Source organism: Vibrio hepatarius, from assembly GCF_018860525.1.
Classification (GTDB): Bacteria; Pseudomonadota; Gammaproteobacteria; order Enterobacterales; family Vibrionaceae; genus Vibrio; species Vibrio hepatarius_B.
On the sequence record NZ_JAHKPM010000029.1, the window covers coordinates 13,497 to 34,075 of the forward strand.

Consider the following 20,579-nt stretch of genomic DNA (forward strand, 5'->3'; position numbering starts at 1 on the left):
TAAATAGGAGAACAATATGGATCCTCATGTAATAGAATGGTTGAATCTAGTGATTCGCTGGGCTCACATGGTGGTTGGTGTTGCTTGGATTGGAGCTTCGTTTTATTTTGTTTGGCTGGAAAACAACCTTAATCGAATCAATCCGAAAAAAGGGCTCTCGGGTGACTTGTGGGCAATACATGGAGGAGGGATTTATCATCTAGAAAAATATCAGCTAGCGCCAGATAAAATGCCAGAGCATCTGCATTGGTTTAAGTGGGAAGCTTATTTTACTTGGATAACCGGCGTTATGTTGCTGTGTGTTATCTACTATTTTAATGCTGAGCTTTATCTTATGTCCCCTGATTCAGAGCTGTCAGAAGTAAGTGCTATTTCTATTGGTGTTGCCTCTCTTTTAATAGGGTGGATTATTTATGACCGATTATGCAATTCACCACTTAAACAAGTGCCGATATTACTGGCCATTACGTTGTTTGTTTTTTTTGTTGGCGCCAGTTGTGGTCTAGTTCAAGTTTTCAGTGGGCGGGGAGCATACATTCATATTGGTGCCATGATTGGTACTATCATGGTTGGTAATGTGTTTAGGGTTATTATGCCGGCTCAGCGTGACTTGGTACAAGCGATTAAGCAGCAACGTCAGCCAGATCCTGCCTTACCAGCTAAAGCGCTTCTCCGCTCTCGGCATAATAACTATATGACACTACCTGTCTTGTTTATTATGATAAGTCATCATTTTCCCAGCACTTATGGCTCCAGTTACAACTGGGCGATTCTAGCGGGCTTGTCTGCCCTTAGTATTTTTCTGCGCCATTATTTTAATACTCGTCATAGTACCCAAAAATTTATTTGGGCGATCCCTGCCACCGCCTTAGGAATGATTGCATTAGCTTTTGTATCGTCACCTTATATGACTAATACATCGTCAATGTCGATGTTCCAAATGGATAGTTTAGAAAAAATCTACTCCACGGAAATGAGGGATGATGTTCAAGATAATTACGTTAGCTTCGCTAGGGTGAACGATGTTATTCAGCTTCGCTGTGGTGTTTGTCACTCCCAAACTCCTGCACATCAGGCATTTTCGGTCGCACCTGCTGGCGTAAAATTAGACTCACCACAAGATATATTACGCCACCTACCTTCAATTATGTCTCAAGCGGTACAGACCCAAGTGATGCCACCAGGTAACTTAACTCAAATGACAGATGAAGAGCGTGCCTTGATCCAGTTATGGGTTGTTCAAGGTGCTTCTATTTCTACGAGTCAATAAAATCATGGCACTACTTTTTAAATATTCTGATGTGTTGTATTTGGCATCAATGATTTGAATTGAGCGAAGTCAAGAGTAGTAGTGATTCTTTGGCTATACTAAACGATAAATATATAAACAAATTAATGATAATTAAAGCACTTTTGAGGGTTTCTTATGCGCCAAGTCGTTTTTGTCAGTTTGCTGAGTATTGGGGTAATGTTCGCTAATATTGTACATGCCCTGCCTCCTCCAGAAGGAGAGCCAATACTTTGGGTCTCTGGCAAAATTACCGAGTCAAACACATCTAGTGGTGTTGAATTTGATACTAAAATGATTAAACAGTTACAACAAGGTGTCATTACAACCCATAACCATGTTGTTGCTGAGCCCTTAGAATACAAAGGACCTAAGTTAAGTGCATTGTTGGACTATGTTGGTGCAAAAGGTTCGTCACTTAAAGTGATTGCCTGGGACGATTATGTAGTGAGTATTTCCATTGCTGATATTAAAAAATATGACGTTTTGCTGGCAACACATGAAGATGGTATTAAGATGACTATTGATGGTAAAGGGCCATTTTTTATTGTTTTTCCATTTGTTGATCACCCAGAGCTTGATAGAGACCTGTACTATGGTTTGTCAGTCTGGCAGGTGCGAGATTTGATTGTCGAGTAGCGATTATGGGGGCAAGTTTTTGGGAAAGAGGACGACATTTTGTCGCTATCATCTCAGCGCTATCCCTTGTGCTTCTGTTAGTGATTATTTACGTTTTTTTCTCAGTCTCTAAAATTAAGAATGTTGCACCTGAACCTTATGTCACTATCATTAACAACAACATCACAGCGAAAACCAAGCTATTAACCGTAAAAGCGGCAATTCTTACCTACACCACCCACAGAGACAAAAAACATCTACTCCAGCTTAAGTTTAAATCGAAAGTGTTCCGAGCGAGTATCTATCATGATTTACTGGCTGAGAGGACGATAGACTTACACTCAAATTATGGTGATGTGGATGAACTCCGGCAGATTAACCATTTTGTTTCGGAGGCTTTTGATGACATTGATAAGCTCACTCTAGGTGATATCCAAGCAGCTCAACAAGTGATATCTGCATTTGATAAAGCATACACGCGATTGAATGCTTACTTGTCTGGATTTGTTAACAATGTCCAGCAGAGGCAGGCTGAATTTCTTAATTTTAAAGAGTCATTTTATAACAAACAATATATTTATTTGGGGATCATTTTCCTATGCTCGATGTTAATGGTTGGTGTGATCTCTTGGATGTACTTAAATCAAATCAGATTAGGGAAAGACTTAGAAGAAAAAACCCAAGTTATGGAAGAGGCCAAAAAGAATGCCGAGCAAAGTGCTAATGCTAAAGCAAGATTTTTGGCTAATATGTCCCATGAAATGCGCACTCCATTAAACGCAATTATTGGTCTGAGTCAAAAAGAGTATTACCAATCATCAGATGAGCAGACTCGCCACTTTTTATCAATGATTAATAGCTCCGGTGAGCACCTTCTTAAATTGATTAATAATGTTCTCGACCTAAGTAAAATTGAGAAGGGTAAATCGACGTTATCCAACGACGATTTTTATCTCAGTGAACTTATCGATGTGTCTAAAACGGTATTTATTAATTTTGATAAGCAACACGACGTTGAGGTGTTCTTTTCTACCGGACTTAAATGTGATTACAAAATTCGCTCAGATAAGACCAAACTAGTGCAAATAATTAATAATTTAGGTTACAACGCCCTTAAATTTACTGAAAAGGGACTGGTGGATATGTCCATCTCTATCGCAAGGGGAGACGGACAAGATCAACTCAATATTAGAGTCAAGGATAGTGGTATAGGTATGACTCAAGAGCAGCTTGATAAAGTATTTCAAGAGTTTACCCAAGCTGATGACTCTATTACTCGTAAATATGGTGGAACAGGACTTGGCTTGTCTATTTGCCAGTCTTTAGTCTCGATGTTTGGCGGTACGATACAAGTGAATAGTACTTTTGGTGCCGGCAGTGAGTTTAGCGTTAATATTCCGACAGAGGTGATAAAAGAGAAACCCTTACTTAACCCTTTACAGAACAAAAAATTTGTACAAGTGATAGCCAGTAACCAAGATGTACGCTCGTTGATAATTAGTGAATTAGAAGAACTTGATCTCTATGATTCACAGGGCTCAACCTTGCTGTATTATCTCAGTAATGGAGAGCAACTAGATGAGAAACTCAACCAACCGGTTGAGGTTGAACCAGAATCTATCCTAGTTTATTGTCACGTTAATACACCGTTACCTCTTATGGATAATGCTAGGCTGTTGAGCAAACCTTACGATCTTTTGAGTTTAGTTAGCTGCTTGCAGGGTACACCTGAACCAAACTCAATATCTCCCTCTATGGGATATGAGCCACGAAAGGTTTCAGCTATGCTGGTTGAAGATATTCGCATGAATCAGATTGTGGCAGAAAAGATGCTGCTGACGTTGAGTGCCGAGGTCACAACGGTGAATAATGGTCAAGAATGTCTAGATATGCTTCGACAAAAAAGTTTCGATATTATTTTTATGGACATTCAAATGCCCGTGATGGATGGTCTGGAAGCACTGCAGCGCATCAAGACAGAAGGGCTTGCCCCCAATACTCCGATTATTGCTTTGACTGCTAATACGTTTGATAGTGATGTAGAGTATTACCTAGAGCAAGGATTTAGTAGCGTTCTTGGTAAACCATTTAAACTTGATTGGCTAAAGGGCATACTTGATGAGTATACCCGTATTGAAGGGTAAAATATGTCAATTAGCCTATTATGGAGTTTTGACACCTACCAACATTCCTACACGTTGATTTTCGATACCAAGCATCCATTTTTTGAGTGGACTCAGATCACCAAAATCGTAGCAATGAGCAGAAAAAACGCTGTTAAACCCCGCTTTTATTAGTTGCTCTCGCCAGTGAAGTTCTGAATTGAAACAAACGCCTACTCCAGCGGTGTTGGCGCCCATTTGAGAAGTCATAGGCTTGAGTAGCTTAGAAGACGTTAATTGATAGATTAACTTACCTGGTGCATTTGAGTGATCTTTTCCTTCATAAAAGTTTTCAAAGATAATTACAATGCCTTCTGACCCAAGCATGTTATAGGCAGATTTCAGGCCTTCCAACTGGATTTCATGAGTTTCGCTGTAAGAGGATGCAATAAAGTGATGCAATACCCAGTTAAACTGGATCATATCGTAGTCTTTGGTACCTTTGAATTGTTGATAAACGCTATTAATAAGAACTTTATTACTATTAGGTATATTTTTAGTGTTCATATTCGAATCAGGCTCTATGATATCGACAAAGCAGCCAAGGTATTGACTAAGTAGCTTGTCGGCATACAATCCATTACCTCCTCCCACGTCTAGAAAATGTGCTTGGTTTGGATTGCTAATATTCTGATCAATGATACTGCAAATAAGCCGAAATAAAGCCTTATCGATATATTCGACATCAAATTTAGCGACTTGTTGTGGATTAAGTAACCTTATATTTTCTGACATAAATAATACCTCCAGTTTCAGTTACTTAAGCATATATCATGCCCCAAATGGACCTGTCTTAAGCTACTGATAATAAAAAGTATTTAATTAAGATAAGGATTGATGTTGAGTTTATTCCCAATATGATTTTTATTTTGATGCATCAGTATTTTTTGCACGCTACTTTAAACCATAATATATCTAGTTAAGATCATAAGCTTTTTCGCCTAGGATGTAGGTTTCAAATACCGTACGATCATCGCCAAGAGTCAGTAGAATAAAGAGCTTTTCTTCCAGAGTTTTGGCCTGCTCCATTCTTATAGAAAGTAATGGTGTTGCGTGTAAATCAAGTACCACAAAATCAGCCTCTTTACCGACTTCAAGATTGCCAATTTTATCTTCTAGGTCGAGAGCTCTCGCCCCACCAAGTGTTGCTAGGTAGAGAGATTTCAAGGGGTGTAATTTCTCTTGTTGAAGTTGCATTACTTTGTATGCTTCGTTCATGGTTTGTAATAAAGAAAAACTGGTGCCAGCACCAATATCGGTGCCCATACCGACTTTGACTTTGTAGTTTTCTAGTTTAGATAGTTTGAATAAACCTGAGCCTAAGAAGAGGTTGGATGTTGGACAAAACGCAATTGCTGAATCTGTTTCAGCCAAACGCTGACACTCCTGATCTGATAGGTGAATACCATGAGCAAGTACAGAGCGCTTATGCAAAAGGCCATAGTGATCATAAACATCAAGATAACCAGCACGATCTGGGAAGAGTTCTTTGACCCATTCAATCTCTTTAAGGTTTTCAGATAGGTGAGTATGCATGTAAACGTCTGGGTATTGTTCTAGTAGTTTCCCTACCATTGTCAGTTGCTCTGGGCTGCTGGTGGGAGCAAAGCGAGGAGTTACGGCGTAAAGCAGTCTTCCTTTATTGTGCCACTTGTCAATCAATTGTTTAGAATCGTAATAGCTAGATTTTGGTGTATCAGTCAGTTCTTTTGGAGTATTGCGGTCCATGAGAACTTTTCCAGCGATCATTCTTAACTGACGTTTTTGTGCTTCTTCGAAAAAGATGTCAACAGATTGTTTATGTACAGTACCAAATACTAAGGCAGTTGTGGTGCCGTTACTCAATAGTTGATGAAAAAATAGTTTGGCAATATTTCTTGCGTAAATGGGGTCGTTAAAGCGCATTTCTTCAGGGAACGTATAGTTTTCTAACCAGTCAAGTAATTGGTCTCCATAAGAGGCGATAATGGCTGTTTGTGGGTAGTGTATATGGGTATCGATGAAGCCAGAAGTTATAATTTTATTATTATATCTAGTGATTTTTATGTCTTTGGGCTGCTTTTTAAGTACCTTTTTTGCCTCGCCTATATCAACCACGTAGCCATTTTCAACTACTAGCAGGCCGTCCTCAAAGAACTGATAAGAATTGTTCAGTCCCACGTCTTTAGGATCCTTGATACAGTGTATAATACTTGCGCGAAAAGCTTTGCGTTTATTTGCCATGTATCTTTCCTTTCTAGCCTAGCAGCTAAGCGTTAGGCGATGCTATCATTCATTGATATATCGGCCTGCTTATGGTGTTCTTCCTTCGACGTGGACCGTTTTTTCTCCAATGGTAAACCTTGGTAATGCATGATTAATTCTCCTGCTATCGATACTGCAATTTCAGCGGGATGTTTTCCATCGACAGCACTCAGACCAATAGGGCAAACCATAGTATCTATTTGTTGTTGCGAGTAACCTCTTTGAGCTAATCGCATATCAAACCTCTTTCTTTTTGACTGTGAACCTATAATGCCGAAATATGTGCTATCCCCTTTGTCTAGGATGGCTCTCGCTAACTCAAAATCCAATTGATGGTTGTGCGTCATTACTAGATAGTAACTTCCAGATGGTTGAGAACTAATTTCAAATACAGGATCATCAGAGACCAGCTTAGTAACACGAGCAGGGATAGAATTTGGGAAAATTTCATCGCGTTGGTCAATCCAAGTCACTCTGAAGGGAAGTGTTGAAACGACATGAAGCAGTGCCTGAGCCACGTGACCAGCCCCAAATATGACTAAATGCTTTGCGTTGGGACTGATGGGTTCGAAACTGAGTGTTACCATACCGCCACAGCATTGGCCCAGCCTAGATCCAAGATTAAATCTTTCCAGCTTGGGGTATGTCTCACCAGACAGAAGCATTTGACGTGCAATGTCTGTAGCGAGGTGTTCTAGGTGCCCCCCGCCAATGGTTGCGATTAGACGGTTACCAGTAATCAGCATTTTAGTACCAGCAGTCCTTGGCGCTGAGCCATGGGTTTCTATAATAGTGACTATTACACAAGGTTCATGCTGTTTTTCTAGCTGAGCAAGTTCATGAATCCAATTATCGTTATGCATGGCTTAACTGCCTATTTGAATATGTGTTTATGGTTTAGAGCGGGTTGCTTGTTGAATTGCCATTAGCACACGCTCAGGTGTTGCTGGTGTATTGAGTGTTGGAGTTGTCCCCTGTGCGACGATAGAGTTTATGGCGTCTTTTAATGCGCTCCAGACTGAAATAGCGAGCATAAAGGGTGGTTCTCCAACAGCTTTTGAATGAAAGATCGTGTCTTCAGAGTTAGTGTGGTTTTGCAAAAGCTGAGTATTAAATTCAATGGGCATATCGGTTATAGCTGGTATTTTGTAGTTCGCAGGCCCATTAGTGGTAAGGCGTCCTTGCTCATTCCAGCTCAGTTCCTCTGTGGTTAGCCAGCCTACGCCTTGTATAAAACCACCTTCAATTTGCCCAATATCTATCGCAGGGTTAAGTGAAGCACCAACATCATGCAGAATATCGACACGCAGAATTTTATATTCTCCCGTCAAAGTATCAATAATCACTTCTGAGCAGGCTGCCCCATATGCGAAATAGTAAAACGGTCGGCCACGTGCTTTCTCACGGTCATAATGGATTTTTGGAGTCCGGTAAAAGCCAGTACTTGAAAGTGATATCTGATTGAAGTATGCCTCTTGAATAAAAGCTTCAAAGGTTATGGTTTCAGTACCGACTACCACATTGCCATTTTTAAACACAACGTCTTGTGCAGGTATATGATAGTGTTTGACAGCAAACTCAGTTAGGCGTTTTTTTATTGTTATAGCTGCGTTCTGAGCAGCTTTACCATTGAGATCTGTTCCTGAAGAAGCAGCTGTAGGTGAGGTATTTGGTACTTTATCTGTATTTGTGGCTGTGATTTGAATTTGTTCTATATCCACTTGGAATTCTTCGGCAACAATTTGAGCCACTTTGGTATTCAAACCCTGTCCCATTTCCGTTCCACCATGGTTAAGGTGAATGCTGCCATCGGTGTATATATGAATCAGAGCGCCAGCTTGATTGAGAAAAGTAGCGGTAAAGGAAATACCAAACTTTACTGGAGTGATAGCCAAGCCTTTTTTAAGTATTGGGCTTTGTTTGTTGTACTTACTGATGGACTGACGGCGAGAGTGATAGTCACTGGTTTTTTCAAGTTCAGAGGTGATCGCTTGCAAGCAATTGTCACCTATCTTTTGGTGGTAATGTGTAATGTTTCGCCCTTCATCACCATAGTAATTAGCTTTGCGGATATCGAGAGGATCTTTCCCTAGGTAGTGAGCAATTTCATCCATGATATGTTCAATAGTCATCATTCCTTGAGGTCCACCAAAGCCTCTAAATGCAGTGTTTGATGCTTTATTAGTTTTGCAGCGATGGCCTGTAACCGTTGCGGCCGCCAAGTAGTAGGCATTGTCTGAGTGAAACATAGCGCGGTCAACAATTGAGCTAGATAGATCTGGAGAATAGCCACAGTCTCCTGAAAGGACAATATCAACGCCTTCAATGACACCAGCGTCATTGAATCCGACTTTATATTGATTGTAAAAAGGGTGCCGTTTTCCGGTTAGCGTCATATCTTCCATACGAGGCAGACGCATTTTAGTTGGGCGTCTGGTTTGATGAGCAATTACGGCGGCTAGACAAGCAGGAATCGCAGCCTGAGTTTCTTTACCGCCAAAACCTCCGCCCATTCTGCGTACTTCGATGATAATTTTATTTATCGGTAGGTTGAGAACTTGTGCGACTTTATGTTGGACTTCTGTAGGGTTTTGCGTTGAAGCGTAAACCTGAACCCCACCATCTTCAGTGGGTACTGCGCTGCTGACTTGAGTCTCTAGATAAAAGTGCTCCTGTCCACCTATTTCTAACTCACCTTCAATGATGTGCTTGGCTTGCTTTAGGGCATTCTTCGATGAGCCTCTTTTTTGCTGGTGGCTTTCTGTGACAAATTGTTTTTGCTCTAAAGCTTGCTTGACATCGAGGAGAGGAGGAAGAGGTTGATACTCTATAATGGCAGCTTGTGCTGCCTTGCGTGCTATGTCGAGGTTACTGGCCGCGACGGCAAAAATTGGCTGGCCATAGTATTGAATTAAGCCGTCGCTGAGTAGTGGGTCCCCTGGTAAAATAGCGCCAATATCCAATTTTCCAGGAATGCTTTGGTGCGTTATAACGATTTCCACGCCTTCAAACTCATAGCAAGGTGAAACATCAAGTTTAGTTATTTTTGCATGTGCATAGGTGCTGAGTTTTGCATAGACATGTAATTGATTTGGGTATTCAAGTAAGTCATCAACGTAAACCGCTGTACCTGTAACCTGTTTTTCTGCGCTATCATGTTTAACACTTTTACCTACGCCAGTGGTTAACTCCTTTTGATGTGATTTAGACATAAGAGGTCACTCGTGTTTCAATTTGATTGTTAAGATAGTCTTGTTCAATAAACAGCCTTTTAAGCATGTTAGCAGCTACTATAGATCGGTACTCTTTGCTAGCACGAAAGTCGGTCAGTGGTTTGAAATCTTTTTTTATTGACTTCATTGCTGATTCGATAGTTTTCTGATCCCATGAGCTACCAATGAGAGTGTTCTCACAATGAATCGCTCGTTTTGGAATTTCTGCCATACCTCCAAAAGCTATTCGAGCATTAATGACTTTGTTTTTTTTAATTTCAATATTGAAAGCGCCACATACTGTAGAAATGTCATCATCAAGGCGTTTGGAGAGCTTATAGGCTCGAAACAATGTTTTATTTTTTAGCTTGGGGATGAGAATTTGTTCTATGAACTCGCTTTTTTGTTGTGTGGTGACTTTGTAACTAACAAAGAAATCGTCAAGCGGTATTGTTCGTTTTTCCCCACCACATCGTAGCTTTAAATTAGTGTTCAGTGCGATAAGAAGAGGAGCAATATCACCAATTGGAGATGCATTAGCTAAATTCCCTCCAAGAGTACCTAGGTTGCGTATTTGTGGCGAAGCGAAACGGTGTAATAGCTCACCAAAGTCAGGAAAGTGTTGTGTGAGTAGGGGAGCTGCGTCAGTAATATTGGTATTGGCGCCAATACTAATTACTTTACCGTTCTCACAACACAGCTTCATATCATCAACAAGATGTAAGCATATCAAGGTTGTCATTTCTTTGTGAAGCTGAGTTACCTCTAATGCTAAGTCTGTTCCTCCCGCAACTAATTTGGCTTTAGGGTTTACAGTGTAAACCTTAGCTGTTTCTTCAATGCTGCGCGGGAAATAGGCAGTGAGTTTACCAAACTTAAGGGTCGCAGGTTGTTTGTTGAGTGATTCGAGCTTGGAAATGGTTGTTTGCTCAAGAGAAGAAAATTGATCAACTAAAGGTTGATGAAAAGATAAGGAAAGAGCCGCATCTACGATTGAACGATAACCAGTGCAACGACATAAATTGCCGGCGAGAGACTCCAAAATATTTTGTTTGTCTAACTTAGGCTTATTCTTCACCAGTGCAAACATCGACATAATAAAGCCAGGAGTACAGTAACCACATTGAGAACCATGAAAGTCAACCATAGCCTGCTGAACGGGGTGCAACTTATCACTCTCTTGCAAATCTTCTATCGTAATGAGCTGTTTTCCATGTAATGAAGAAATAAAGGTCAGGCATGCATTAATGGAACGATACTCAAGTTGATTATTCTTGGCTTCAGCTAAAACGACGGTACAAGCACCACAGTCTCCAGAACCACACCCCTCTTTGGTCCCAGTTTTACGTGCATGTGTTCTTAGGTATTGAAGAACAGTCATGTTAGGTGACAGCTGATGTTCTTGTATGACGCTTTGATTGAGCATGAAAGAAATCAAGAGACCTCCAGTGTTGTGACACAGTTGTTTCAACTATAAATGTCTAACGTATTGTTCAACTCTAATTTTATAGCATCATCGAGACATTGATGGGAAAATATCAGCCATTGTCGTTATTCTTAAGTATATGAATACTAGTGGCTATTTTCTAATTTAAAATCAATGTTATTCACTTAGCATTGATTTTTAAATGACCTAGAAGGTATTGAAGAGAGAATAGACGGATGAAAGAATGCCAATCAAACATTGTTGATTGGCATTGATTTTATGGTAGGGGGTAAGTTAGTAGCCTGCTTTGAGAGTAACCCCACTGTAGGTGCTATAGGCGTTTAGCATGATATGGTAACGACCATTTTGCGTATTGGAAACAGTACATACTTCATTATTCCCAGAACGATACGGGCGACAGTCCCAAGTTCCAGTTGTTGGCTGTGCACCAAATCGTACATATAAATCAGCGTCGCCGGAACCACCATTTGTGGTTACAGTGAGAGTTTTACCCGCAGTTACATCAATATAGTACTGTTTTTTCCCGCCGCGGCTCGCACCAATATTACTCACAGGTGTCCCATTAGTAAGCTCGCCATCTGGAGTTGGAGTAGTACAATCTGGTTCACAGCCACCATCGTTGAGGCTGTAAACAAGTTTATTCACAGTACCCCTTGTGTCATTAATTTTACCTGTGCTGGCTCTATTTCCTATTAGGGTTGAAATTTGTGATGGAGATAAAGAGTTATTCTCATGTAGGTAGAGCGCAGTTACACCAGCAACATGAGGTGCAGCCATCGACGTTCCACTAATTGTTTTATATCCACCATTATACCATGCCGACTTGATACTTGAGCCAGGTGCAAATACATCAACACAATTTCCCCAATTCGAGAAACTGGATCGACTGTCGCTACTCGTTGTGGAGCCGACTGTTAAACCACTTGGCTCACGGGCAGGTGAAGAGTTACAAGCATCGGCATTCGAGTTACCAGCAGCTAATACAAAGCTAATACCAGATTGTACTGCGCTTGCGACTGCTCGATCCAATGTGCTGGAAACACCTCCACCAAGGCTCATATTGGCTACTGAAGGACCAGACGCATTGGCTGCAACCCAGTTGACTCCTCCAATAACACCTGAATTTGACCCCGATCCTCTACAGCTCAGAACTCTAACACCAACAATGCTGACGTTCTTTGCAACACCGTATTGATTACCTCCTATGGTACCTGCAACGTGAGTACCATGCCCATTACAGTCTGTTGAATCGTTATCATTGTCGACAAAATCATAGCCGGATCTTGAACGGCCGCCAAACTCAGTATGGGTGTTGGTCACACCTGTATCGATAACATACGCTGTGACACCAGTTCCATCAAAGTTATAGTTGTAACTGCCACTCAGAGGTAAGTTACGTTGATCTACTCGGTCTAAGCCCCACACTGCATTTGTTTGGGTATCTTCATCTGATAAAACAGGATCGAGAGAGACAATTTGGTCTTGCTCAATGAAGTCAACTTGTGGGTCAGAGCGAAGAGACTTTAGCTGTTCTTTGGTTAGTGTGGCTGAAAAACCACTGAGTACATGATCGTAAATTCTCTCGGCTGAAAATGCATGCTGGTTTGCTAAACCCGCGACAGTTTGCTGAGTAAAATAAACCAGCGCTTGTGATCCATCAAGCATCATTTCTGGCCTTTTTAGTACAACGATATACTTATTTTTTATTCCTTTATCACTTGCGACTGTTAGTAAAGGTGCAAGGTTCTGGTTTTCAGTTAAAGTGGATTTTACCTCGCCTTGTTGTGCAAGCCCTGACGTTGAGATAACTGATAGAGTTGAGGCAATACAACAACTTATAAACTTCTTGTACATGTTATTTTCCTTTGAATAGTAAAAGAGATTGTTGAACATGGCCTACGACAAACATCAAGCAATTGATATGTTTTGTGGCTCTTTAGGAACCTATCTACAACTTACACACAAATTACGCACATGGTAAAAGTGGGGCATTTAATTGTATTAATTAGTCAATAACTTTGCGTGTGATTTATGGAAATGAGTGAAAACCAAATATGAAGTTACGCGACTATTGGAACGTACTTCAATAATGAGAGTTTTTGCTCTATGGCCTGAAGATGGCATGCTAAGGGGAAGTATGATTGATGTGAGAAGAGGATGAAAAGGCCCGCTGAGATGGCGGGCCAAGGCGTTCTATACTTTAAACCTACCCACTAAATCATAGAGCTCATTGGCTCTGTGATTTAGCCCCTGACTACCAGCTTTATTTTCATTTGCTAGTTCGGCAGATTGAGAACTTTGGTCGGAAATCACCACAATGCGTTCAGAAATCTCCTGACCGACTATGCTTTGTTCTTCCGTTGCAGTGGCAATGAGAGAATTCATATCCATAATCGTGCCAATGGACTCCTGAATCTTGACTAATGCTCTGGCTGCGGCATTAGCCTCTTCTACTGTACTCGCACCACGTTTTCGACTCGATTCCATCGCCTTAACTGCATCATCAGAAGCGGACTTCAATTGCTCAATCATTTGGTGAATTTCGCCAGTACTGTCTTGAGTTCTACTTGCCAATTTACGCACTTCATCAGCTACCACAGCAAATCCGCGGCCTTGCTCACCCGCTCGAGCTGCCTCGATAGCTGCATTGAGCGCCAATAGATTGGTTTGTTCGGCAATGTCTTGAATGACTTCTAGAGAAGACGATATGTTTTGAACGTCACTTTCAAGGCGAGAAATGACGCCGTTAGCTTGTGAAACTTCCTCTGCAAGTGCTTCTACCGACTGTGCTGCTGAGTTAACAATACTTTGCGCATTTTTAGCATTATCATCTGCTTCTTTTGCTGAATCAGCAGCTTGGCTGGCATTGTTGGATATTTCTGAAGCAGTCGTTGTCATCTCAGTCATTGCTGTGGCGACTTGTTCTGTTTCTTGTCGCTGTCCTGATGCGATTTCATCGACTTTAGCCGCACGCCCAGACATATTGGTTGTTTCAGAGACCACTTGTTGACCGACTTCGCTGACACTGCGGATTATGGTTTGTAGGCTAGCGACAAAGGCATTGAAGTTTGTACTCAGTTGTGAAAACTCCGGTGCTTTAAAACTTTCCATACGCGCTGTTAGGTCGGCATCGCCATTAGCAAATGAACTTATAGATGCATCAAATAGCTCTAAAGGTTTAAGAATAGTTCGATTTATTCCAACAGAAAATACTGCAACGATAGCCGCGATAACAATACAGAACAAGATGATAGCAGACAGCGTTTCTTGCAATGCCTCGTTGGTTGTATTTTCCATTTCAGCGACAATCTCATCAATATCATCGGTATAAAAGCCGGTTCCTAGCATGAGGTCCCACTCTGAAATGTAAATTGAGTAAGCTAATTTAGGCAGTGCAACTGATTGGCCGGGTTTTGGGAAATAATAGGTGGTAAAATCTCCTGATTTTGAATTACGAATCAGGTCACGTACTAAATAGTTGCCTTTTTTGTCTTGCAAGTCCCAGTAGCTATCACCGATACCACTCATGCTACTTCCTTGGATTTGCCTGATACCTTTGGAATTGTATCCAAACATATAACCAGTTTTTCCGTATTTAAGAGCTCTGAGAGTGGGAAATGCGTCTTCAAGACTCGCACCACTATCAAGTAAAGGTTGTATCGCAGACTGCGCCATTTGAAGATAGTGTTTAAGTTCTTCTTTCTTCATATGCATCATGTTACTTCGAGCAACGTCAATTTGCTGAGCGTTGAGCTCGTTAGTTTTTACGTAGGTAAAGCCAAGCATGCCCAGTGCTATAATCAGCAATGGTACAAGTGCCAAAATGTATAGGCGGCTTCGAATAGTAAGGCTCATACATACATCCTATTTTAGATTTCTAAGGGCGCCGGTGTTAATGCCAGTTATCAATAGTTGATAGCAGGAACGCATGCCTAACAAAAACTAAATAGTGTAGGTGGCGGATCCTTAGTCAACCGCTGCTACTTTAAGATTAGACAATATGTGGGTATAGGCACATATTTATTGATAATTAAGTTATTAGTTTTGAGTGTACCGGAATGAATTGGCCAAGGTTGTATGAGTCAGAACCATTTTTTATCTTTTATGTCAATGTATTACGTATAGTTTTAGATAAGGCCATAAGCTATCTTTAGATGGTATTATTGGTTTATATCTCTGTGAGCTACTGTGTTTGTGTCAAGCTGATATGTGGTGGATTGTTTGGCAATACAGTACGGCCTAATTATGGTAGACTCACTAACCTTTTTTTCTGAGAATATGACATAATGAGTACTACGCAAGAACTTCAAGATCTTAATAACCGCGTCGATAAATGCCAGCGCAAGTTGGACTCAGCGAGAACTCGTGGTGACCAAGAAATGGTGACTAAATTTACCGATGAAATAGATAAACTCAATAAAAAAATTCATGCCTTCAGAAGTAAACAAACTTATGATTTGAGCAAGGAACGTAAAACGCTTAAAGCAATGGCCTTTTCTCGTGAGATTACCAAGGCGGAGCAGGCTGATGTTGGAAAGTTAAAGAAGTCCGTCAAAGGCTTAATTGTGGTACACCCAATGACAAAGCTGGGCAAGTTTCTAGAGCTAAGCGTGATGACAGGCTACGCCCCAAAACCGTTTTAATCCCATTTTAATGAATTTTCTAGTGATATTGATTGTGCCTGATCGGATCTCTTTATCTTGTTGATATGAATTAATGTTTGTATTATTTTCATTGGCTTCTACTATCGTTTTCAGGAAACACATATGAGTGGTCAAAGGTTAAGCATTACCCCAATTACCCATGAGTATGATTCGAAGATATGCCAGATCATAAAACAAGTTGGCAAAGAGTATGGTGCTGTTGGGGACGGCTTTGGCCCGTCAGATGCTGAAGTTGAAAACATGAGTCAATACTATTCGTTGGAGAAAAACTCTTTGTATCTGGTCGCTCTGCTGGATAATAAGATCGTAGGTGGTTGTGGTATTGCTCCCTTCACCGCTAATGGGAAAATAAGTGAGTTAAAAAAGCTTTTTTTGCTGAAAGAGAGTCGCGGTTTAGGGCTCGGGAAAAAGTTGTCTCTAAAGTGTCTTGAATTCGCTCAGCAGCAAGGCTTTGAACAGTGTTACCTAGATACTTTATCGAATATGTCTACAGCTGTTAAGCTTTATGAAAGTCTAGGCTTTGAACACCTTAGTTCTCCTCTAGCTGGGACATTGCATAATGGTTGTGATGTATGGATGCTCAAGCACTTTTAGCAGTGAGAGAATAGATAAAAAGCAGGCCTGTTAAAACAGGCCTACGGTTATTTTTGCACAATAATTATAAATCCATCAGGCTTTCAATAGACTCTTCCACTGATAAGTTGTAATAAGAGCGTATAGTTTGTCCATCAGTTGCATCGATCAATATGTTACTAATGCCAGAGGTACCATGTACTTCTATTGTTTCTAAGCTTTTTTCAACATTATGGTAGGTGAGTTTATGGTTATCTTTGAGCACAATTGTGCACGTATGTAAGTTCATAGCCAACTTCCTTATTATTTGTTTTGTTTGTTTTCCATTGTAACTCTAGATGAGTTTTAATCGATAGCAAATTCGATTCGCTTCCGAAAATGGCTAGTATTCTATGCTTGGGTGGATAGACTTGATATAAGAGTCTGATGCTGAAGAATTGAAATACTGTTATGAACTTACTATCGCAAATATCCTTGCAAGAGTGTCAAAGTGCTCGTCAAGCAAGAGATGCACGTTTTGATGGCCTATTTTACGTTGCGGTAAAAACGACAGGTATTTTTTGCAGACCTATTTGCCCAGCAAATTTACCTAAAGAAGAAAATGTTGAGTACTTTTTTGATAAAGCGCAGCCTTTAAAGGCCGGATATCGACCATGCTTGCGGTGCAGACCAGACAGCGCACCCAATTCATGGGCATGGAAAGGTGTAGAAACCACTTTTTTGCGTGCCATCAAGCTTATTGATCAAGGTGAACTTCAGTCTTGCAATCTTGATGGTTTATCACAAAAGTTAGGCATAAGTGACAGGTACTTACGGAAATTGTTCCAACGTTATCTAGGTATGCCTCCGAAACAATATGCTTTGTACCACCAATTGATGTTCGCCAAGCAGTTACTCCATTCTAGTTCAATGTCTATAACCCATATTGCTTTTGCAAGTGGCTTTGCAAGTGTGCGCCGTTTTAATGATGCATTTAAACAAGTGATGAAACTTACTCCTACCCAAATGCGTCAAAAAAAAGGTCAACCAAAACTTGAAACCAACTATATTGATTTGTCTTATAAAGGCCCGTTAGATTGGCAACATATGCTCGAATTCTATCGGTTAAGAGCTGTTGAGGGTTTGGAATGGGTAGATAAAGTGAGTTACCAGAGAAGATTTAACATTAATGGTGCTTCAGGTATTTTTTCTATTTATCCTATCCGGGCTGGAGTAATGCGAGTTGAGTTTGAGTTATCTGATCATCTTCAGCTTCAAGCTATGGTCAATGAACTGAGAAGGATGTTTGATCTTGATAGTGACATCCTCGCGATTGAAAATGTATTTAATCATCTGAGCCCAAAATTTATCAAGCGAAGCGGTATCCGAATTCCAGGAGTTTTAAGTACTTGGGAGGGTGGTGTTCGTGCAATATTGGGTCAACAAGTGTCAATAAAGGCCGCTATAGGACAACTCAACTTATTGGTCAGTCATTTGCAGCCCGAAAAAGTAACTCATTTTCCGACACCTCAAGAAGTGAGCCAAGCCGATGTGTCTTTTTTGCGCATGCCGAAAAGTCGCAAACAAACGTTGCTCCAATTTGCTAAGTATATGCAAGAATACCCTGAAGCAGACTGTGATACATGGCTAGATATTAAAGGTATTGGACCTTGGACTATTCACTATGCAAAATTAAGAGGTGCCTCAAATTCTAACTGTTTTCTTGATGGAGATTTAGTGGTGAAAAAAATACTGAAACAGTTTCCCGAACTCACTGCTGAGAGTGTTTCTCCTTGGGGGAGCTACGCTACATTTCATTGTTGGAGTCATGCATGAACCAGTTTTATACCACTTTTGATTCACCCCTAGGTCTAATGACCATCCAAGTAAATGACCTTGGCTTATTGGGTGTTTGGTTTGAGACCCAGACCACACAACCGCAAGACTTAGGTAAAAAAGATCCAAAGCATCCTATACTTATTTTAACAATCAAACAGTTACGGGAGTACTTCTCCCAATGTAGAAATACGTTTGAACTGCCTCTTGCCGCTAGCGGGACCGTATTTCAGCAACAAGTATGGCAAGCATTGACGACGATTCCTTTCGGAGAAACATGGAGTTATCAGCAACTTGCTGAATCTATTGGTAATCCGAGGGCTGTTAGAGCTGTAGGATTGGCAAATGGTAAAAACCCTATTTCAGTGATTGTGCCTTGCCATCGAGTGATTGGAAAAAAAGGTAAGCTTACAGGGTATGCGGGTGGCTTAGACAGAAAAGCGGCGTTATTAAAATTGGAGCACTGGGAACCAGATTGATGCGGTTAGAATATAGGATTATTTTCGTACTACTAGCCTTGATGTTGCAAGGATGCTTTGAAGATAATCTCAATCGAATGATAAACAAGCAAACCTATGAGTTTGAAGGTGTGTATGAAAACTTGTATACACAAGATCTACTGATTTTCAAAGATGCCAAAGTGACGATTAGCAAAGTTGGGGCACCTGATGTATCTAAGTCATTTTCTGTTGAGGATAATTACTTAACAATCACAATGAGAAACAGCTCTTTAGAAAAAAGAGAAGATATTGTGATGCGGATTCATGGGGGCAATGAGGCTTTGACTTGCAGTATTTGTGCAAAATATCAGCTGGCCAGTGTTTGGCAAAGACGCCTAGAATAATAAAACCTACCGTGATTGGGCAGTGATAGACTGCCCTTGTTATGCGATATTTGTTGAGTTTTCTAGAATAAAGATGCGTTAAGTGTAAGGTGTAATCCTATACTCACCGTATAGCCAATGGCGATAACGGGAGCCCATTTTAAGTGGCCAAAAAATGTATACTTTCCATGAGCAGCCCCCATTAAAGCGACGCCTGCGGCTGATCCTATCGATAATAGACTTCCTCCTACCCCTGCTGTAAGAGTAACCAGTAACCAGTTCCCCATTGACATCGATGGCTCCATAGTGAGAACGGCGAACATAACCGGTATGTTATCGACAATTGCAGATAATATCCCTACTGCGATATTGGCTAAAACAGGGTTCCATTGTGAATACATGACTTCAGACACTAAGCCCAAATAGCCGAGTAGACTCAAACCACCTACACACATGACGACGCCATAAAAGAACAGCAGAGTATCCCATTCGGCATGGGATACTCGGCGAAATACATCAAACGGAACAACGGAACCTAGACGTTTTAAAGCATGATCGTCGCCTTTTGCAATCGCGATAGCTGCTTTTTTATGTAATGAAGATTTAAGCGTTTTGCGTAAGAAAAAGCCGAAGAATTGTAAGTATGCAAGCCCCATCATCATGCCAATGACCGGAGGGAAGTGTAGCATCGCATGAAATGCGACGGCAGTAGCAATAGTGAGAATAAATAAGAACACTATCCGGCGAGCTCCGCGTTTTAGTTCAACATGTTGGTAAATGATATCTGGGGTTGTACGTGGTACAAATAATGACATTATCGCTGCTGGGACTACATAATTTGCAACAGATGGGAGAAATAGTGGCATAAACTCAGAAAAGGACACATAGCCAGCTTGCCAAACCATTAATGTCGTTATATCACCAAATGGACTAAAAGCCCCGCCTGCGTTGGCTGCTACAACAATATTTATACATGCAAGATTGATGAATTTGGAGTTATCGCCACCTACTTTCAATACCACTGCGCACATAAGTAATGCCGTGGTGAGGTTATCTGCAATCGGAGAGATAAAAAAGGCTAATATTCCCGTAAGCCAAAAGAGTGATTTGTAATTAAAACCTTTTCCTACCATCCAAGCTTGAAGTGAGTCGAATATCTTACGCTCTTCCATCGCGCTTATATAAGTCATTGCAACTAATAGAAATAGCAGTAGTTCTGCATATTCTAAAAGATTATGTTCGAGTGCAGATTTTGCAATGTCTATTTGTCCATATTGCGAATATACGTACCCTATCATTGCCCATATAAGACCAGCGGCGAGTAACACAGGTTTGGACTTTCTTAATGAAAAGTGTTCCTCAAGCATGACCAAAATATAGGCACAAACAAAAATGAGTAAGGCAGCGTAGCCTACATAAGACTGTGTTAATTGGAGATCTTGTTGTGTGTTTACGGTTGCAAAAGAGCTAAAAGGGAATAACAAGAGGGCGATAAAGGCTGACCATTGTATAGCCATTACTTTCACTCCTTGAAAGTGAGTTGTTGCGACAGTGAAGTCATTCTAAAGAGGTTTCTTATTCGGGTATGTGAAGTAGGTTTGATCTGATTAAATTGCAAGTAAACATATATCATTGTTTAAATAACGTGCTGTAAGAAATGGCGTTAAGACATTGAGTTTACATCAAAAATCTGTTTAACATTTGCGCTATGATCAATAATTAACCATTTAAAC

Annotated in this window: 17 protein-coding genes; 8 read left to right on the plus strand and 9 right to left on the minus strand. The window is 40.7% G+C overall.

The features are described 5' to 3' along the window. Window positions 1–16 precede the first annotated feature (16 nt). The 3 genes from KO511_RS07950 (at window position 17) to KO511_RS07960 (ending at window position 4,050) form a co-directional block, all read left to right on the plus strand. Window positions 17–1,270 carry a urate hydroxylase PuuD gene (locus tag KO511_RS07950; protein WP_215986917.1) on the plus strand — a complete coding sequence of 418 codons (1,254 nt, stop codon included), beginning with the start codon at window positions 17–19 and terminating at the stop codon, window positions 1,268–1,270. A gap of 156 nt (window positions 1,271–1,426) precedes the next feature. Beyond that, complete coding sequence (locus tag KO511_RS07955; RefSeq protein WP_215986918.1) at window positions 1,427–1,927, plus strand: hypothetical protein; 501 nt, start codon at window positions 1,427–1,429, stop codon at window positions 1,925–1,927. 5 nt (window positions 1,928–1,932) lie between these two features. After that, window positions 1,933–4,050: an ATP-binding protein gene (locus KO511_RS07960; protein ID WP_215986919.1), complete on the plus strand. Its 2,118-nt coding sequence runs from the start codon at window positions 1,933–1,935 to the stop codon at window positions 4,048–4,050. Between the two features lie 18 nt (window positions 4,051–4,068). Here the strand turns inward: KO511_RS07960 and KO511_RS07965 are convergent, their stop codons facing one another. From KO511_RS07965 to KO511_RS07995, 7 genes are all read right to left on the minus strand, one after another. Then, complete coding sequence (locus KO511_RS07965) at window positions 4,069–4,803, minus strand: methyltransferase domain-containing protein (protein WP_125321004.1); 735 nt, start codon at window positions 4,801–4,803, stop codon at window positions 4,069–4,071. A 180-nt stretch (window positions 4,804–4,983) separates the two neighbouring features. Then, complete coding sequence (gene guaD, locus KO511_RS07970) at window positions 4,984–6,291, minus strand: guanine deaminase (protein WP_215986920.1); 1,308 nt, start codon at window positions 6,289–6,291, stop codon at window positions 4,984–4,986. 32 nt (window positions 6,292–6,323) lie between these two features. Further along, window positions 6,324–7,175 carry a xanthine dehydrogenase accessory protein XdhC gene (gene xdhC / locus KO511_RS07975; protein ID WP_215986921.1) on the minus strand — a complete coding sequence of 284 codons (852 nt, stop codon included), beginning with the start codon at window positions 7,173–7,175 and terminating at the stop codon, window positions 6,324–6,326. A gap of 27 nt (window positions 7,176–7,202) precedes the next feature. Then, on the minus strand, window positions 7,203–9,524 hold the full coding sequence (gene xdhB, locus KO511_RS07980; RefSeq protein ID WP_215986922.1) for a xanthine dehydrogenase molybdopterin binding subunit: 2,322 nt from the start codon (window positions 9,522–9,524) through the stop codon (window positions 7,203–7,205). Beyond that, the gene (gene xdhA / locus KO511_RS07985; RefSeq protein ID WP_215987044.1) at window positions 9,517–10,950 is read right to left on the minus strand and encodes a xanthine dehydrogenase small subunit; all 1,434 of its coding nucleotides are present in this window, start codon (window positions 10,948–10,950) and stop codon (window positions 9,517–9,519) included. The genes xdhB and xdhA overlap by 8 nt, the downstream gene beginning before the upstream one ends. A gap of 294 nt (window positions 10,951–11,244) precedes the next feature. Further along, the gene (locus KO511_RS07990; protein ID WP_215986923.1) at window positions 11,245–12,825 is read right to left on the minus strand and encodes a S8 family peptidase; all 1,581 of its coding nucleotides are present in this window, start codon (window positions 12,823–12,825) and stop codon (window positions 11,245–11,247) included. Window positions 12,826–13,164: 339 nt separating this feature from the next. After that, window positions 13,165–14,826: a methyl-accepting chemotaxis protein gene (locus KO511_RS07995; RefSeq protein ID WP_215986924.1), complete on the minus strand. Its 1,662-nt coding sequence runs from the start codon at window positions 14,824–14,826 to the stop codon at window positions 13,165–13,167. Window positions 14,827–15,257: 431 nt separating this feature from the next. Between KO511_RS07995 and KO511_RS08000 the strand changes: the two genes are divergently transcribed. Next, entirely contained in the window at window positions 15,258–15,614 is a 357-nt protein-coding gene (locus KO511_RS08000; protein ID WP_215986925.1) for a YibL family ribosome-associated protein, read from the plus strand. A gap of 123 nt (window positions 15,615–15,737) precedes the next feature. Next, window positions 15,738–16,229, plus strand: coding sequence for a GNAT family N-acetyltransferase (locus tag KO511_RS08005; protein WP_215986926.1), 492 nt, complete (start codon window positions 15,738–15,740; stop codon window positions 16,227–16,229). A gap of 64 nt (window positions 16,230–16,293) precedes the next feature. Here KO511_RS08005 and KO511_RS08010 read toward each other — a convergent pair whose 3' ends face one another. Continuing rightward, the gene (locus tag KO511_RS08010) at window positions 16,294–16,497 is read right to left on the minus strand and encodes a hypothetical protein (RefSeq protein ID WP_215986927.1); all 204 of its coding nucleotides are present in this window, start codon (window positions 16,495–16,497) and stop codon (window positions 16,294–16,296) included. A gap of 161 nt (window positions 16,498–16,658) precedes the next feature. On the opposite strand from KO511_RS08010, the gene KO511_RS08015 reads away from it, so the two are divergent. Genes KO511_RS08015 through KO511_RS08025 form a run of 3 tightly spaced genes read left to right on the plus strand, consistent with a single transcriptional unit; the run spans window position 16,659 to window position 18,867 of the window. Further along, entirely contained in the window at window positions 16,659–18,023 is a 1,365-nt protein-coding gene (locus tag KO511_RS08015) for a DNA-3-methyladenine glycosylase 2 family protein (RefSeq protein WP_215986928.1), read from the plus strand. Beyond that, entirely contained in the window at window positions 18,020–18,502 is a 483-nt protein-coding gene (locus KO511_RS08020) for a methylated-DNA--[protein]-cysteine S-methyltransferase (protein ID WP_215986929.1), read from the plus strand. Before KO511_RS08015 ends, KO511_RS08020 begins: the two co-directional genes overlap by 4 nt. Next, window positions 18,502–18,867, plus strand: coding sequence for a hypothetical protein (locus KO511_RS08025; protein WP_215986930.1), 366 nt, complete (start codon window positions 18,502–18,504; stop codon window positions 18,865–18,867). Before KO511_RS08020 ends, KO511_RS08025 begins: the two co-directional genes overlap by 1 nt. Window positions 18,868–18,929: 62 nt before the next feature. On the opposite strand, the gene nhaD is transcribed toward KO511_RS08025, so the two are convergent. Then, window positions 18,930–20,363: a sodium:proton antiporter NhaD gene (gene nhaD, locus KO511_RS08030; RefSeq protein ID WP_215986931.1), complete on the minus strand. Its 1,434-nt coding sequence runs from the start codon at window positions 20,361–20,363 to the stop codon at window positions 18,930–18,932. Window positions 20,364–20,579: the final 216 nt, after the last annotated feature.

Coding starts and splice junctions, on each gene's coding strand:
- KO511_RS08020 (WP_215986929.1), top strand. CDS start 18,020: ATGAACCAGTTTTATACCACTTTTGATTCACCCCTAGGTCTAATGACC.
- xdhA (WP_215987044.1), bottom strand. CDS start 10,950: ATGCTCAATCAAAGCGTCATACAAGAACATCAGCTGTCACCTAACATG.
- nhaD (WP_215986931.1), bottom strand. CDS start 20,363: ATGGCTATACAATGGTCAGCCTTTATCGCCCTCTTGTTATTCCCTTTT.
- xdhB (WP_215986922.1), bottom strand. CDS start 9,524: ATGTCTAAATCACATCAAAAGGAGTTAACCACTGGCGTAGGTAAAAGT.
- KO511_RS07965 (WP_125321004.1), bottom strand. CDS start 4,803: ATGTCAGAAAATATAAGGTTACTTAATCCACAACAAGTCGCTAAATTT.
- KO511_RS08025 (WP_215986930.1), top strand. CDS start 18,502: ATGCGGTTAGAATATAGGATTATTTTCGTACTACTAGCCTTGATGTTG.
- KO511_RS07955 (WP_215986918.1), top strand. CDS start 1,427: ATGCGCCAAGTCGTTTTTGTCAGTTTGCTGAGTATTGGGGTAATGTTC.
- guaD (WP_215986920.1), bottom strand. CDS start 6,291: ATGGCAAATAAACGCAAAGCTTTTCGCGCAAGTATTATACACTGTATC.
- xdhC (WP_215986921.1), bottom strand. CDS start 7,175: ATGCATAACGATAATTGGATTCATGAACTTGCTCAGCTAGAAAAACAG.
- KO511_RS08010 (WP_215986927.1), bottom strand. CDS start 16,497: ATGAACTTACATACGTGCACAATTGTGCTCAAAGATAACCATAAACTC.
- KO511_RS08000 (WP_215986925.1), top strand. CDS start 15,258: ATGAGTACTACGCAAGAACTTCAAGATCTTAATAACCGCGTCGATAAA.
- KO511_RS08005 (WP_215986926.1), top strand. CDS start 15,738: ATGAGTGGTCAAAGGTTAAGCATTACCCCAATTACCCATGAGTATGAT.
- KO511_RS07950 (WP_215986917.1), top strand. CDS start 17: ATGGATCCTCATGTAATAGAATGGTTGAATCTAGTGATTCGCTGGGCT.
- KO511_RS07990 (WP_215986923.1), bottom strand. CDS start 12,825: ATGTACAAGAAGTTTATAAGTTGTTGTATTGCCTCAACTCTATCAGTT.
- KO511_RS07960 (WP_215986919.1), top strand. CDS start 1,933: ATGGGGGCAAGTTTTTGGGAAAGAGGACGACATTTTGTCGCTATCATC.
- KO511_RS07995 (WP_215986924.1), bottom strand. CDS start 14,826: ATGAGCCTTACTATTCGAAGCCGCCTATACATTTTGGCACTTGTACCA.
- KO511_RS08015 (WP_215986928.1), top strand. CDS start 16,659: ATGAACTTACTATCGCAAATATCCTTGCAAGAGTGTCAAAGTGCTCGT.